This is a genomic window from Aquimarina gracilis, assembly GCF_035285365.1.
In the GTDB taxonomy this organism is placed as follows: Bacteria; Bacteroidota; Bacteroidia; order Flavobacteriales; family Flavobacteriaceae; genus Aquimarina; species Aquimarina gracilis.
Genome location: NZ_JAYKLX010000006.1, coordinates 56,769 through 71,368 on the forward strand (window position 1 = coordinate 56,769; position 14,600 = coordinate 71,368).

Genomic DNA, 14,600 nt, shown 5'->3' on the forward strand with positions numbered 1-14,600 from the left:
AGATTATACCTATTTTAGAAGCTGTTCTGAGAAAATCTGAGCAGCTTTTTTAATATCATACATATATGAGTAAAGTATTACCAAAGGGGCACAAAAAACTTTTAAATGCCTGGGCTTTCTATGATTGGGCCAATTCTGTTTATAATCTCACAATCTCTTCTGCCATTTTTCCCATATTTTGGGGAGCAATAACAATTATTAAAGATGATGAAGGCACTATCGTTAATGATACGGTACGGTTCCTGGGATATGATTTTAACAATGACTCTTTAATCAGTTATGTCACTGCATTAGCTTTTTTGGTTGTTTCATTTATTAGTCCATTACTTTCGGGAATTGCAGATTATGTTGGTAATAAAAAGAACTTTTTGAAGTTTTTTTGTTATTTGGGAGCATTATCATGTATAGGGCTTTACTTTTTTGATGATAACCTTCACGATGATTTTGACTACCTATGGTTTGGTTTATTATGTTATTTCCTTGCACTTATAGGTTTTTGGGCCAGTTTAGTATTTTATAATTCATATTTACCTGATATAGCTTTTCCAGAACAGCAAGATGCCATTAGTGCAAAGGGATATTCGTTAGGATATATTGGAAGTGTGATTCTTTTGATTATCAATCTTGTAATGATTTTAAAATATGAATGGTTTGGTTTTGAAAATAGTGGCACCCCAACCAAATTATCATTTGTGATGGTAGGGGTATGGTGGATAGGGTTTAGTCAATATACATATTATTATTTACCCAAAGGAAACAAAAAAGACACACTTACCAAAGCAGTAATCTTTAATGGCTTTAAAGAGCTTAAAATGATTTGGCAAGCATTAAAAAAAGACATCAAGCTTCGAAGATATCTTAGTGCTTTCTTTGTATATAGTATGGCAGTACAAACTATTATGCTTATTGCCACTTATTTTGGTATCGAAGAACTAGATTGGGGAGAACAGGACCCAACAACTGGTTTGATCATAAGTATCTTACTTATACAATTAGTGGCTGTAGCAGGTGCCATTCTTACTTCTCGGGCTTCATCGAAATTTGGAAACATAAAAACGCTCATTGCCGTAAACTTTGTTTGGATTGGGATATGCATTTATGCCTATACGATAACAACACCATTTCAGTTTTATATTGCAGCTGCTATAGTTGGACTGGTAATGGGTGGAATACAAGCGCTTTCAAGATCAACATATTCAAAATTTTTACCGAAAGACGCAGTAGATACAGCTTCTTATTTTAGTTTTTATGATGTTTCAGAAAAAATAGGAATTGTAATCGGGATGTTTTCCTATGGTATTGTAGCGCAATTAACCGGAAGCATCCGATATTCCATATTATTTTTGATATTATTTTTTGCGGTGGGTTTACTACTTTTATTTAGAGTGCCTAGAGACAAATAGTCGACTTCTAAAATATGTTTATAAATGTAAATCAGTGATCTCTAGATAGGAACTTAACGTTTATCTATTTTTTATGCACTTGGTCTAATTTCAATAACATAATATGTGAAAGGAATAAAATATCATTTTGAAATATAATAATATTGGAAACGTTATCGTTTATAGCTACTTTTATATAATAAAACCATACAAACTATGAAAAAACTCATGTTATTGCTAGCCGTTGTAGTGTTAGCTTCTTGCAGCGCGCCTCAAAAAACAGTAATCGCTGCCAAAAAAACTTTAAAAGGAGAATGGTCTCTTGATAATATTTCATATGATCGATCAGGTATATTTGATGTAAAACTATATAATGATGCCACTGCAGAATGCTTTACAGGTAGTGTTTGGAAATTTATACCAAATAACAATACCGGTAAATATGAAGTAAATCAAAGTAGTTGTACCTCTACCGGAGCACGCAACTTTAGATTTACAATCCCAAAACCAGAAGGTGATGGCGAATACTACTTCTTATTTAAACCAATTAATGAAAAAAAGAAGAGCACAAATAATAATGCAGGATATAGAATGGCTTTAAAACACCTTGATGATGCTACAATGACTTGGGCGATGACAGTAAGTCTAGAGGGAAAACCGTTCGTAATCACGATGAATTTTAACAAATTACAACAGTAAATAACTCAAATCAAATAATATACGCAATGAGGAATAATCTTAAGAAAATAGGTGTTGCAATGATGGCAGCTGCGGTTTTAACAGGTTGCGATGCCGTTCAGAATGCAAATAACACTCAGAAAGGTGCTGTTATAGGTACAGCAGCCGGGGCTGTTATCGGTGGAATTATTGGTAACAATGTAAAAAAGAAAAATTCTGCACTTGGAGCCGTTCTTGGTGGAGTTGTAGGAGGAGTTGCCGGTGGTGTGATTGGTAAACAAATGGATAAGCAAGCGCAAAAAATTGAATCAGAAATACCAGGAGCCGAAGTAACCAGAGTAGGTGAAGGTATTGATGTTGTATTCGATGAAAATAGTGGAGTATACTTTGATACTAACAAGTCGAATATTAATGCAAAATCAAAGGCCAACCTTAATAAATTAGCAGGTATATTTAAAGAATATCCAGATACTAATATTATTGTTGAAGGACATACCGATAGTACTGGAGATGATGCTTATAACATGACCCTATCACAGAAAAGAGCAAATGCAGTAACAGATTACTTGGTTTCTCAGGGAATCAGTAAAAGCCGACTTACTACATATGCGCATGGAGAAACGCTTCCAAAGTATGATAACGGTACTCCCGAAGGAAGAGCAAAAAACAGAAGAGTAGAACTTGGTATTGTTGCAAATGAGAAAATGAAACAAGATGCACAAAACCAAGTAAAGCAGTAATCTGCCTAAACGAAAATTAAAAAAATCCCAACTATTAAGTTGGGATTTTTTTATGCTTTAATTTTATGTATCTTCATATAATGAATACATATTCTCACATACTAATCATAGGGGGTGGATTAGCTGGATTGACCTGTGCAATTGATCTTGCAACAGAAAATATACCGGTTACACTAATCGAAAAAAACAGCTATCCCAGGCATAAAGTATGTGGAGAGTATATCTCGAATGAAGTACTGCCATATTTTAAGTCTTTACATATTAATCTTGAAGAACTTAGACCAGTGCAGATATCTGAATTTATGATAAGCACAACAAACGGAAATACAATTCATAGTAAGTTACCATTGGGTGGTTTTGGGATTAGCAGATTTACTTTGGATCATTATCTATGGCAAAAAGCCAAATCTTTAAACGTACAATTGATTAATGACCAAGTAGTAGATGTTCAATATGATCAAAATCAGTTTGTTGTAAAAACTGATACTAATACCTTTACGTCAAAATATGTAATTGGAGCCTATGGAAAGCGTTCGCTGGTAGATAAGACATTAAACAGAAAATTCATGCTAAAAAAGTCTCCTTGGTTGGCTGTAAAAGCACATTACAAGGGTGATTTGGAAGAAAACAAGGTACAACTTCATAATTTTGAAGGAGGTTATTGCGGTCTTTCTAAAGTCGAAAACGATGTCATAAATGCCTGTTATTTGGTTTCGTATGAGAGTTTCAGGAAACATAAAAGCCTGAAGATATTTCAAGAAAAAGTAATGAGCAAAAACAAGTATTTGTATCATTTTTTTAATAATACCGAGTTGTTATTTGAGAAACCAATTACGATAAGTCAAGTAAATTTTGATAAAAAACAACCTGTCGAGAATCATATTTTTATGTTGGGAGATGCCGCTGGTTTGATTCATCCTTTATGCGGTAATGGTATGGCGATGGCTATACAAGGTGCACAAATAATTAGTGATTTATTAAAAAAAGACTATTCTAGCCAAACCCCAGTACCTAGAAAACAAATTGAAAAATTATATGTAAAAAAATGGAATGCTAGTTTTTCAAAAAGATTATTAGCTGGTAGGGTGTTGCAACATGTTTTATTAAACAAGAATGCCCAAACTATATCGTATCATATTGCAAAGACCATGCCCTGGGTTGTTCCAAAAATAATTAAACAAACGCATGGGGAATCATTAGTATGCTAGTTGATCTAAAACATAGAAGCCAGGAGAAAGAGCTTATGGATAGTCTATCAATAGCAGAAAATGAACTTAAGATAGCTTTGACAGATATTTCTAGAGTAAATACTATGTTAGGGGGTAATAGCATTACAATAAATGCCATTCGTAAACTTATAAAAAAAAGTTCGAAGAACGAGTTTGTAATACTAGATTTAGGCTGTGGTGATGGGGAAATGCTAAGAAATATAGCCAAATCTTTTAGAAAACAAAAAAGAAAAGTAAAACTAATTGGAATAGATCTTAATGGACAAAGTCTAGAATATGCAAAAGAGTTGAGCGTGAATTTTCCTGAAATTACATTCTATAAACAGGATATTCTGGAAGTCGACAAAGAAAAATTTGGTTGCGATATTATTGTCTGCACCTTAACACTACATCACTTAACTTGCGAAGAAATAAAAAAAGTACTATTAAAATCAGTCAAACTTGCCTCGATAGGAATAGTAATTAATGATCTTCAGCGTAGTGCTTTGGCATATTACCTTTTTAGGTTATTTAGTTTCTTTTTTATTAAAGGATACATTGCAAAAAATGATGGATTGGTTTCTATAAAGAGAGGATTTACAAAAAGAGAATTAATAGGCTATGCCACAACAATAAAGTTAAAAAAGTATCACATTGACTGGAAATGGGCCTTTCGATATCGTTGGATAATTAAAACAAATCATACATCAAACAAAAAGTAAGAAAATTTGGACGTTAGAATAACTAAAATAACAAAAGAATTACCAAAATATATGAGGGAAACCAAAGAAATACTTCCTTTCGTTTCTCAATGGTTGTCTCATAAAGAGGATCGTTTTAGGCGTAAAGTCCTTAAAATATTCGAAAACGCTGCGGTCGATAAAAGATACGGCATCATGAGTATCGAGGAAGTCTTTACCGCTACCTCGTTTGAAGAAAAAAATCAAATTTATAGTAGAGAAGTAAAGAAACTAGGTACTCAGGTTTTGCAAAAAGCATTAAACGAATCCAATTGGGAAGCAAAATCATTAGACTATATCATTACCGTAAGCTGTACGGGTATTATGATACCTTCTCTAGATGCATACATTATTAACGACCTTGGTTTACGACATGATATTGTGCGGCTTCCGGTAACCGAAATGGGTTGTGCAGCCGGGGTATCCGGTATAATCTATGCCAAGAGTTTTTTACAGGCCAACCCAGGAAAAAGAGCAGCAGTGATTGCCATCGAATCACCAACAGCTACTTTTCAATTAGAGGATTATAGCATGACAAATATGGTAAGTGCGGCTATATTTGGTGACGGTGCTGCTTGTGCCTTACTATCTTCGGAAGAAGGAGTTGAAGGTCCTAAAATAAGAGGCGAGGAAATGTATCATTTTTATGACGCTACAACTATGATGGGTTTTAATCTAACCAATGCAGGATTGCAAATGGTATTGGATCCCGAAGTGCCACAAAAAATAGCTGATCATTTTCCTGATATAATACACCCTTTTCTGAAAAAATATGACCTGACAATTAGTAGTATTGACCATCTTATTTTTCATCCTGGAGGTAAAAAAATAATACAAACTGTAGAAGAGCTTTTCGAAGATTTAGGAAAAAACATCGAGGATACTAAGGCAGTTCTAAAAGAGTATGGCAACATGAGTAGCGTAACCGTTTTATACGTTCTTGAGCGTTTTATGAACAGAAAACCATCAAAAGGAGAAACGGGTCTTATGTTAAGTTTTGGTCCGGGGTTTTCGGCTCAGCGCATAGTGTTAGAATGGTAATGTATAAAACTTAAAATGCATTAAAGGAGCGTATGATTAAAGAATTTCAAAATAAAAATGAATGGGCCCTAATTTTAGGCGGAAGTACAGGATTGGGGATGGCTTCGGCAAAAAAGCTGGCCATTCATGGCATGAATATTATTATTGTTCATCGAAATCGCAAAGCAGAGCTACCTCAAATCGAAAATGATTTTACAGAAATTAAGAAAACAGGAGTAGACTTTCTTTCGTATAATATTGATTTGACAAAACAGGAAAAGAGAAAAGAAGTGGTTCATGAAATAATGAAGGCTATTTCTGGCGGAAAAATAAAAGCACTTATCCATAGTGTCGCCAAAGGAAATCTAAAACCAATGATAAATGCAGAAAGCGTCTTAAAAAATGATGATTTTCATCTTACTATCGATGCCATGGCTATTAGCCTTTATGATTGGGTAAAGTCAATCTATGATTCAGGAGTATTTGCCAGGGATAGTCGGGTCATTTCTTTCACAAGTGAGGGCAATACCAAAGCATGGAAGAACTATGCAGCTGTATCGGCAGCCAAGGTAGCTCTTGAGGCTATTACTAGAAGTATAGCACTCGAGTTTGCTCCCTACGGTATCAAAGCCAACTGCCTTCAGCCAGGAGCAGTAGATACCCAATCGTTAAGAATGATCCCCGGATACGAACAAATTATAACCCATAGCCTCGAAAGGAATCCATTTAATCGAATTACAATCCCCGAAGATGTAGCGAATGTAGTATATTTATTGTGCAAAGATGAGGCCGCATGGATAAATGGTTGTGTATTGCCTGTAAACGGAGGGGAGCATCTAAACTAAAACTATTAATAATGAAAAATTTGTTTTTGCTACTACTACCTTTTTTATTGAACACTTCTTCTTGTAAAGAAGATAATTCAATGGCAAGTAATGAGTCTCCAGATGTAAATAATGGCGCACAAGCAGAAATTGTAAGCGTTTCTGTTACGGGAGGCGAAAATGGGTATACTTTTAATGTAGGAATCAAAAGTCCGGATACAGGCTGTAATCAATATTCAGATTGGTGGGAAGTAATTTCAGAAGATGGAAAATTATTGTACAGAAGAATTTTGGCACATAGTCATGTGAATGAGCAACCTTTTATAAGATCCGGAGGTCCCGTTAACATCACTAAAAATCAAATGGTGTATATACGAGCACATATGAATACTTCAGGATATGGCGAAATCGTATTTAAGGGGAGTGTTGAGGCAGGTTTTACAAAAAATAGTCTGGATAAAACTTTTGCCAATCCATTAGAAACGACAGATCCTTTGCCTAGCGGATGCGCTTTTTAAAAATATAAAACATTGATTAGAGAGGATATTATACAAAAATTACCCTACAGCAAACCGTTTTTGTTTGTTGATGAGATTTTGGAGCTTGACCAAGATCATATAAAAGGTACCTATACGTTTTTGAAGGATGAGTATTTTTATGAGGGCCACTTTAAAAATAATCCCGTTACTCCAGGGGTAATTTTAACCGAATGTATGGCCCAAATAGGAATGGCGTGCTTTGGAATATATTTATTAAAAGACGCTTGGGATCAAGAGCAATGGAGCGTAGCTATGACTAATAGTGATATTCATTTTCAGAAACCTGTTTTTCCGGGAGAAAAAGTAACAGTAATTGGAGAGAAGGTGTATTTTAGGTTTAATAAACTGAAATGCACTGTAACTATGTTTAACTCTGAAGAACTTATCGTAGCAAAAGGTGTAGTAGCCGGTATGGCTTTTAAAAAACAACAACTATGAGTTTTGGGTATTTTCTAGTGAAATTAGTTTTGAAATTAAAAGGGGAGAAGCAATCCTGGTCCGAAGATCCAATTAACTATAAAAAGAAGAGAAAACAAAATATACGAGTTCCTAATAGATGGCTTTTACAAGGATGTACATTTGACCAAAAGGATATTGGTAAAAATAGAGTTACGCAAATCATTCCAAAGAATGAACAAGGGAGTGGTTTATTAATCTATTGTCATGGGGGAGCATTTGTTTATGGACCAACCCGAGAAAATTGGGTTGCCCTTGCCAAAATTGCCAAGCAGTCCAGAACAAGAGCCTGGATGATTGATTACCCCAAAGCGCCAGAAAATACCATCGATACCATAACACAAAGCGTTTATCAAGCTTACCAAGAAGCTACCAAAACATATAACCCGTCAAATATTGGATTAATGGGAGATTCTGCCGGTGGGAGTCTTATACTTACACTAACTCAGCGATTAGTAAAAGAAGCAAAAGAATTGCCAAAACAACTAATACCTATAACGCCTATAGTGGATGCTAGTGTAAGTAACCCTAAAATCAAGGAAATAGATAAAATAGATCCCATTTTAAGCCTAAAAGGTGTATTATCGGCAAATAAAATGTGTGTAGGTGATCTTTCTTTGGAAGATCCATTAATCTCTCCTCTTTATGGAGATATTGATAAACTGCCACCAATCTATTTATTTATGGCTACAGATGATATCTTAACTCCAGATCAGGAGCTATTTATAGAAAAGATTCGAAAGGTAAACGGAAACATAGAGGTAATTACCGGAAAAGGATTACCACATGTTTGGCCCATTCTGCCTATAATGAAAGAAGCCAAAGAAGCTATTCGCAGAATTGTAACAATCACAAAGGAATTAAAAGGTGAAGGATAGAAGGGTTGTTGTAACAGGTTTGGGTGTAGTCGCACCAAATGGAACGAATGTTTCAGTATTCAAAAAAGCAATTCGCGAAGGTATATCTGGCATTCAACACATTGAGCAATTAAAATATCTTAATTTTTCATGCCAAATCGCTGGTAAACCTTTATATAAAAAAGATTATTTAAACAAATACTTTAACTCTGTTCAACTTAAAGGATTACATGCTTCCGGACTTGAATATGGTGTCATTGCAGGAATAGATGCCTGGAAAGATGCGGGTTTATCTCTTGAGAAATCAGATACTCCATTATGGGATAGTGGAGTTATTTTCGGTACCGGGATTTTGGGAGTTGATAAATTTCGCGAAGCCATTCATAAAGTTGATGAAGGCAAGGTAAGACGTTTGGGTAGTAATACGGTAATTCAGACCATGGCAAGCGGTATTAGCGCTTTCTTGGGAGGTATGCTTGGCTGCGGAAACCTTGTGACCACCAATTCTTCTGCTTGCAGCACTGGTGCAGAAGCTGTTCTTATGGCATATGATCGTATTGTTAGCGGTAAAGCAGAGATTATTTTGGCAGGAAGTACCAGTGATAGTGGTCCTTATGTATGGGGAGGTTTTGATGCTATGCGTATTTTGCCTTATAAATACAATGATAACCCAGCAAAAGCGTCAAGACCCATGAGTGCATCGGCTAGTGGGTTTGTGCCCGGGAGTGGAGCAGGGGCCTTGGTAATAGAAAGTCTGGAAAGCGCACAAAAACGAGGGGCTACTATTTATGCCGAAATATTAGGGGGACATGTGAATAGTGGGGGACAGCGAAATGGAGGTAGCATGACCGCTCCCAATAGTGATGCCGTACAAAGATGTATAAAAAAGGCCATAGATAATTCTGAAATACATGCAGATGATATCGATGCCATCAATGGTCATTTAACCGCTACAACCAAAGATCCAATTGAGATTCAAAACTGGTGTGAAGCATTATGTAGAAAAGAAGCAGATTTTCCTTATATAAATTCATTAAAAAGTCTTGTTGGTCATTGTTTGGCGGCTTCCGGTAGTATAGAAAGTGTTGCTACAGTATTACAACTAAAAGAAAACTTCATTTTTGGAAATATAAATTGTGAAGATTTACATCCTGAAATAGCTTCAATGATACATAGAGATCAAATCCCAACAAATACATTGGATTATTCTGCAAATATTATTGCAAAAGCGAGTTTTGGATTTGGAGATGTAAATGCATGTGTTATCTTTAAAAAATATAACACGATTTAAAAGCTATGACAAAAGAAGAATTGCTGTCAAAATTAAAAACAATTATTACACCTTATGTTCAAAATCAAGAAGGGCTTCAAAATTTAACTGAGGATACTGATTTTATTAAAGATCTTGAAATCAATTCTGCCAATTTGGTTGATGTAGTTCTTGATGTTGAAGATGAATTTGATATCGAAATCGACAATGAAGCCATGGAGAAAATGCTTACTATAAAAGCCTCTATCGAAGTAATAGAAGGTAAACTAGCACAAAAATGATAGGAAACGATATTGTTGATTTGCAACTTGCAAAAATACAAAGTAATTGGAAACGTGAAAAGTGGCTTCAAAAATTATTTACAGAACGAGAACTACAATGTATTTCATCATCAGCATATCCCGAAATAGAGGTTTGGGTTTTATGGTCTCGTAAAGAAGCTGCTTATAAAGCTCATCAACGTAGGTTCGGTTTTAAATCAAAATTTAATCCAAAGAGCTTTGAAAACCAAAATGACGCGGTAAATATTAACGGTTTCAGATATCAAACTAGTACCCACCAAACACAAAAGTATGTCTACAGTATTGCCAAAATCATTGGTACCGAGCCTTTTTCAGAAGTATTTGAGCAAGAAATAAGTGTTAGAGCTCAATTTGCCGATAAAATGCTTCAACGGTTGGGAGACTCTTCATTAATTTCTTTTCGAAAAGACAAAAATGGAGTCCCTATACTATGTATAAATAATGTTCCTTCAGAAATTTCATTTTCTTTCACACATCACGGAAAATATAATGCCTACACAGTGATATTCTAGATGGTTTTATTTTAATATTGGAAAGAAAAACTGGATATCAAGCTTATTTTTTTCCCTTTCATCATGGATATTGACTCCAAAATCACTGGTAAAAATCGTAGTTACACCAGAGAGTTTCTGATCATCAAGAGTAAAGGTGATTATTACTTCTTTTTTAGTCCCTTTAATAGTTAGATTACCAATTACTTTGTACGTATTCTCTTCAAAAGAAACCACTTGCGTACTTTCGAAGGAGATTTTTGGATGCTTTTTCTTATAAAAAAACTTTTCCCACATCAAATGTCCGTCTCTAAGAAAATTGTCAGTATCCAACGTTTTTACCAGAGCCGTGCCTTTAAATGACGCATTATCAGGATCTGTAGGGTTAAAGTCTATAGTGAAATCCAGTCCTCCTATAGTACCAGAAGTTTCTTCTTCAATAAAGTTAAAAGTGATTTTCGATTTGGATTTATCGATATCCAAACTTTTATAGTCATTAATTAAAGCATATTCTCGGCGATTTGAGACATACCCATCATCGGGAACAGGAAAGTTGGTCTGACCAAATCCAAATGAAATCAATAAAAAAATAACTGTACCTAAATAAATTTTCATGGCGTTAAAAAGTATATGCTGTCTAAAATTAAAAATATTCAAGAACCATTCCAAGATTTCTATTGATTTTAAGACAATAGAACAGGGGAAATTAACCTAATCACAATAGGGGTTTTAACGCTTTTATAATCTATTTATCTCATATAATTTTGGAAGGATTCTGAAAAAGAACTCACTATTATACTTTGTAGGATTTTGGATTACAAGGATCATAAAATAAATATAAAGTCATAAAAACGAGTAGATTAAAATTAAAAAAAGTAATAAATTAGAAATAGAATAGATAGTTAGCCAGGTATTTAATCTAAAAATGTTGAGTTATGAGTAGTAAAGAAAAACCAGCTAAGAAGAGACGTTTTGCAGATTTCCAGACTAAATATCGGCGGTCATCAAACTTTGGTTACGGATCAAAAAGAGATCGATTTGCAATCGCCGGTAATGGAGAGTTATTTGCTCCAGACAGTTTCTCTGAAGAAGATCAGAAGGACAAGAAGTAATCAAGATGCATTGTCACACAAAATGGTAAAATAGTACCCCCTTTAAGATTTAAGTTTTCTTGCAGAAACCTTTACATATGCAAGAATGCTCAGAGATAGTATTGCACAAACCAAAAACCCAACAAACAAGGGTAATGTAGTGTTTATCACAAATCTTCCGATATAGGTGCTTATAGGCACCGCCATGATTGTTGAAATAAATCCTGTAATTGCAGCACCAATCCCTGCGATATGACCAATAGGTTCCATAGCCATTGCTCTTAAATTTCCGAATAAAAACCCAACGGCAAAAAATTGCATTCCGAAGAATAGTAATAACATATATATGTTGGGGTTAGGTGTATTATAAAACAGTACAATATATAGCAACGAAATACCAAAAAAGGCAAGTAGGGAAGTAGTGATCAATTTTTCCATACCAAATTTCAACACCAAAGTTCCGTTTAAGAAAATAGCCGATCCTATCGCTATAGCCAACAATCCGAATATATAAGGAAACTCTTCCTTTAATTGATATTGTTGTTCAAATATTTGTTGAGATGTACTTAAATACACCATAAAAGATCCAACGATAAATCCCGAAATTAAGGTATAGCCAATGGTGGTTTTATGTTTCATCATTTCTTTTAAACCATTGGTAAAAATGTCGGGAGCAAATTTTATTCGATTAGACACTTCCAGGGTTTCCTTTTGCCTTTTCCAGAACCAAAAAGCGACGATGGCACTTATAAACAATTGGATATAGAAAATAGCTTGCCAATCATAATGATCCAAAATAGATTTTCCCAAAGCAGGAGCAATGATGGGAACCAAAATAAAAACTACAGTAACAAATGACATGATACGTGCCATATAATCGCCACTATAGATATCTCTAATCATGGCAATAGCGATCGTCCTTGGAGCGGAAAGCCCAATTCCCTGTAAAATTCTTCCTAAAACCATTATCAAAATGCTTTCAGCAAAAATGCATATAAAACTTGCGATGGCAAATAGCAAGAAACCCATGTATACTACTGGTTTTCTGCCTGTACTATCTGATACCGGGCCAAAAATTAATGGTCCAATACCCAGTCCAAGAAAGATCATGGTTATTAATAATTGGTTGTCTGCTACCTGACGTGTACCAATAGTAACTCCAATAGTATCCAAAGCGGGCAAGAGCGCATCTATAGCGAGGGCTACAATGGACATAAGAGAAGCCATTAGGGCGATAAACTCAAATTGCGCAAATTTCTTTTTCTGCATCCGGCAAAAGTACGTATTTGAGCTACAATGAATAAATGAATAATGTTATAATGCTCTTAATTATATCTAATTTTCCTCATTTTGGTTGTATATTATGATTGTTATAGTCAAAGTAATTACCAAGTAGCAACAGCATTATATTGTTTTCTGCTTATTAACATTTTATCCTATGAAAATTAAAGCAATTATTTTTATCGTTTGTTGTGCTTTCATCAGCTGTAATTCTTCAAAAAATCCAGCCGAAGAAGCTGCAAAAATGCAAGTTCTGGATCAATTGATGGCTCAAAATGATTTTCAGATCGAATCGAATTGGGCACATCCCTTGGTAAGTAATAGTATTACAAGTATTGCAAATAGCAGATTACTACCACCAGGAAGTACCGCAGGAGCTATTGATATATTTGGCAATCCCAACTACCTTAGAGTAATGGGAGATAGTATTTCTATGTATTTGCCATATTATGGAGAACGCCAACTAGCCGCAACCTATAATAATACCATTATTGCAATCAAATATGATGGAAAACCCGACAACATCAAGATCGAAAAGAATGAAAAGAAACAAACGTACGAATTGCAATTTATAGCTAAAGGTGATCGTGAAACTTATAGGGTTTTTATCAAATTGACTCCAAATTTAACGAGTATGATTTCTGTGAATTCTAGTCATCGAACACCCATAAGTTATAAAGGTAATATTTCTAAAATACCTAAAAATGACCAACCTATAACCGTTCAATAAATGAGAGTCCTCTCACTATTGATAATTATACTGGTATTATCTTGTAATCAAAGGACTCAACCAATTAATACTGAAGAAAATAAAGACTGGATTCTTACCAAGACATTAATAAAAGAAGGGTTACATGACATCGAAGCCCCTAGCGATTCTATTGCTTTTGCTTATAGCTACGGAACGGGAAATGTTTACAAAACTGAAAGTGGGGGAGTATATTGGAAAAGAATACACCAATTTGATTCTATATTTTTTGAACAAATTCAGTTTTTGAATGATAGTGTGGGTTGGATCTGCGGTAGCCCTAATAAATTGTATAAAACCGAGAATGGTGGAAAAGATTGGACAGATTATTCACTAAAACAAGAACCCGAAGATATATTGATTTATGGGATGTATTTTAGAGATACAGAAAATGGATATGTAGCTGCTGGTAATAGGAAAAAAGACCGAAGTTATGTTTCCAATATTTATGCTACCCAAGATGCCGGCAAAAGCTGGACATTGGTGAATACAATTGAAGGATTGATATTGAATCTGGAAGAAATACAAGGTTCGGTTTATGGATCTGGTGATTATATGATCATTAAGGATATTGATCAAAAAGAAAATTGGAAATACAGTTTTCTGGATACACTTGAGGATGTTCGGGGCATTAGAGATCTACAGACAAACGACCAGGGAAAAATAATAGCTACTGGTTTTAGAGGACATATAGTGAAGCAGATTTATGGCAGTTGGAAAACACAAAGAATCACCAAAAATTGGTTACGAAACCTTACCTGGGTAAAGGATAGTACATGGATCGCTGTTGGAGATGCCCTTAGAGCATCGGGAAACATGTATATAAGTAAAGATAACGGAGAACATTGGGAAATGTATCATAATTATTATACCGATATTCATAGAATCGTTAAATCTGAAAGCAAACTCTGGGTTGTTGGAAAACAAGGATTGATCTTGACTAAAGACATCGAATCATTTAAATAAAGCCAAT

18 protein-coding genes are annotated in these 14,600 nt (G+C 34.7%); 16 read left to right on the forward strand and 2 right to left on the reverse strand.

What is annotated here, in order from left to right; translation table 11 throughout:
* The first annotated feature begins 65 nt into the window (after window positions 1-65).
* The 13 genes from U6A24_RS13060 to U6A24_RS13120 all read left to right on the forward strand — a co-directional run bounded on the left by U6A24_RS13060 (window position 66) and on the right by U6A24_RS13120 (window position 10,528).
* Window positions 66-1,403, forward strand: coding sequence for an MFS transporter (locus U6A24_RS13060; RefSeq protein ID WP_324180428.1), 1,338 nt, complete (start codon window positions 66-68; stop codon window positions 1,401-1,403).
* A gap of 195 nt (window positions 1,404-1,598) precedes the next feature.
* Entirely contained in the window at window positions 1,599-2,081 is a 483-nt protein-coding gene (locus tag U6A24_RS13065) for a lipocalin family protein (RefSeq protein ID WP_324180429.1), read from the forward strand.
* Between the two features lie 26 nt (window positions 2,082-2,107).
* A complete protein-coding gene (locus U6A24_RS13070; protein ID WP_324180430.1) occupies window positions 2,108-2,800 on the forward strand; it encodes an OmpA family protein in 693 nt (230 codons plus the stop codon).
* 80 nt (window positions 2,801-2,880) lie between these two features.
* The gene (locus tag U6A24_RS13075) at window positions 2,881-4,008 is read left to right on the forward strand and encodes an NAD(P)/FAD-dependent oxidoreductase (protein WP_324180431.1); all 1,128 of its coding nucleotides are present in this window, start codon (window positions 2,881-2,883) and stop codon (window positions 4,006-4,008) included.
* Window positions 4,002-4,730: a methyltransferase domain-containing protein gene (locus U6A24_RS13080; RefSeq protein ID WP_324180432.1), complete on the forward strand. Its 729-nt coding sequence runs from the start codon at window positions 4,002-4,004 to the stop codon at window positions 4,728-4,730. Before U6A24_RS13075 ends, U6A24_RS13080 begins: the two co-directional genes overlap by 7 nt.
* A 6-nt stretch (window positions 4,731-4,736) precedes the next feature.
* Window positions 4,737-5,789 carry a type III polyketide synthase gene (locus U6A24_RS13085; RefSeq protein WP_407654043.1) on the forward strand — a complete coding sequence of 351 codons (1,053 nt, stop codon included), beginning with the start codon at window positions 4,737-4,739 and terminating at the stop codon, window positions 5,787-5,789.
* Window positions 5,790-5,821: 32 nt separating this feature from the next.
* Complete coding sequence (locus tag U6A24_RS13090; RefSeq protein ID WP_324180434.1) at window positions 5,822-6,613, forward strand: SDR family oxidoreductase; 792 nt, start codon at window positions 5,822-5,824, stop codon at window positions 6,611-6,613.
* A gap of 11 nt (window positions 6,614-6,624) precedes the next feature.
* On the forward strand, window positions 6,625-7,110 hold the full coding sequence (locus U6A24_RS13095) for a hypothetical protein (protein WP_324180435.1): 486 nt from the start codon (window positions 6,625-6,627) through the stop codon (window positions 7,108-7,110).
* A gap of 12 nt (window positions 7,111-7,122) precedes the next feature.
* Window positions 7,123-7,569 carry a 3-hydroxyacyl-ACP dehydratase FabZ family protein gene (locus U6A24_RS13100; protein ID WP_324180436.1) on the forward strand — a complete coding sequence of 149 codons (447 nt, stop codon included), beginning with the start codon at window positions 7,123-7,125 and terminating at the stop codon, window positions 7,567-7,569.
* Window positions 7,566-8,465, forward strand: a complete 900-nt coding sequence (locus U6A24_RS13105) for an alpha/beta hydrolase (RefSeq protein ID WP_324180437.1) — start codon at window positions 7,566-7,568, stop codon at window positions 8,463-8,465. Before U6A24_RS13100 ends, U6A24_RS13105 begins: the two co-directional genes overlap by 4 nt.
* Window positions 8,455-9,735: a beta-ketoacyl-[acyl-carrier-protein] synthase family protein gene (locus tag U6A24_RS13110; protein WP_324180438.1), complete on the forward strand. Its 1,281-nt coding sequence runs from the start codon at window positions 8,455-8,457 to the stop codon at window positions 9,733-9,735. Before U6A24_RS13105 ends, U6A24_RS13110 begins: the two co-directional genes overlap by 11 nt.
* Window positions 9,736-9,740: 5 nt before the next feature.
* The gene (locus tag U6A24_RS13115) at window positions 9,741-9,995 is read left to right on the forward strand and encodes an acyl carrier protein (RefSeq protein ID WP_324180439.1); all 255 of its coding nucleotides are present in this window, start codon (window positions 9,741-9,743) and stop codon (window positions 9,993-9,995) included.
* Window positions 9,992-10,528 (forward strand): 4'-phosphopantetheinyl transferase family protein, encoded by a 537-nt coding sequence (locus U6A24_RS13120; RefSeq protein ID WP_324180440.1) that lies wholly within the window; start codon window positions 9,992-9,994, stop codon window positions 10,526-10,528. The genes U6A24_RS13115 and U6A24_RS13120 overlap by 4 nt, the downstream gene beginning before the upstream one ends.
* Before the next feature lie 6 nt (window positions 10,529-10,534).
* Here U6A24_RS13120 and U6A24_RS13125 read toward each other — a convergent pair whose 3' ends face one another.
* Complete coding sequence (locus U6A24_RS13125; RefSeq protein ID WP_324180441.1) at window positions 10,535-11,122, reverse strand: YceI family protein; 588 nt, start codon at window positions 11,120-11,122, stop codon at window positions 10,535-10,537.
* A gap of 320 nt (window positions 11,123-11,442) precedes the next feature.
* On the opposite strand from U6A24_RS13125, the gene U6A24_RS13130 reads away from it, so the two are divergent.
* Window positions 11,443-11,619, forward strand: coding sequence for a hypothetical protein (locus U6A24_RS13130; protein WP_324180442.1), 177 nt, complete (start codon window positions 11,443-11,445; stop codon window positions 11,617-11,619).
* A gap of 42 nt (window positions 11,620-11,661) precedes the next feature.
* Here U6A24_RS13130 and U6A24_RS13135 read toward each other — a convergent pair whose 3' ends face one another.
* Window positions 11,662-12,867 (reverse strand): multidrug effflux MFS transporter, encoded by a 1,206-nt coding sequence (locus U6A24_RS13135; RefSeq protein WP_324180443.1) that lies wholly within the window; start codon window positions 12,865-12,867, stop codon window positions 11,662-11,664.
* 169 nt (window positions 12,868-13,036) lie between these two features.
* On the opposite strand from U6A24_RS13135, the gene U6A24_RS13140 reads away from it, so the two are divergent.
* Entirely contained in the window at window positions 13,037-13,609 is a 573-nt protein-coding gene (locus tag U6A24_RS13140) for a DUF4251 domain-containing protein (RefSeq protein WP_324180444.1), read from the forward strand.
* The gene (locus U6A24_RS13145; RefSeq protein ID WP_324180445.1) at window positions 13,610-14,593 is read left to right on the forward strand and encodes a YCF48-related protein; all 984 of its coding nucleotides are present in this window, start codon (window positions 13,610-13,612) and stop codon (window positions 14,591-14,593) included.
* Window positions 14,594-14,600 lie beyond the last annotated feature (7 nt).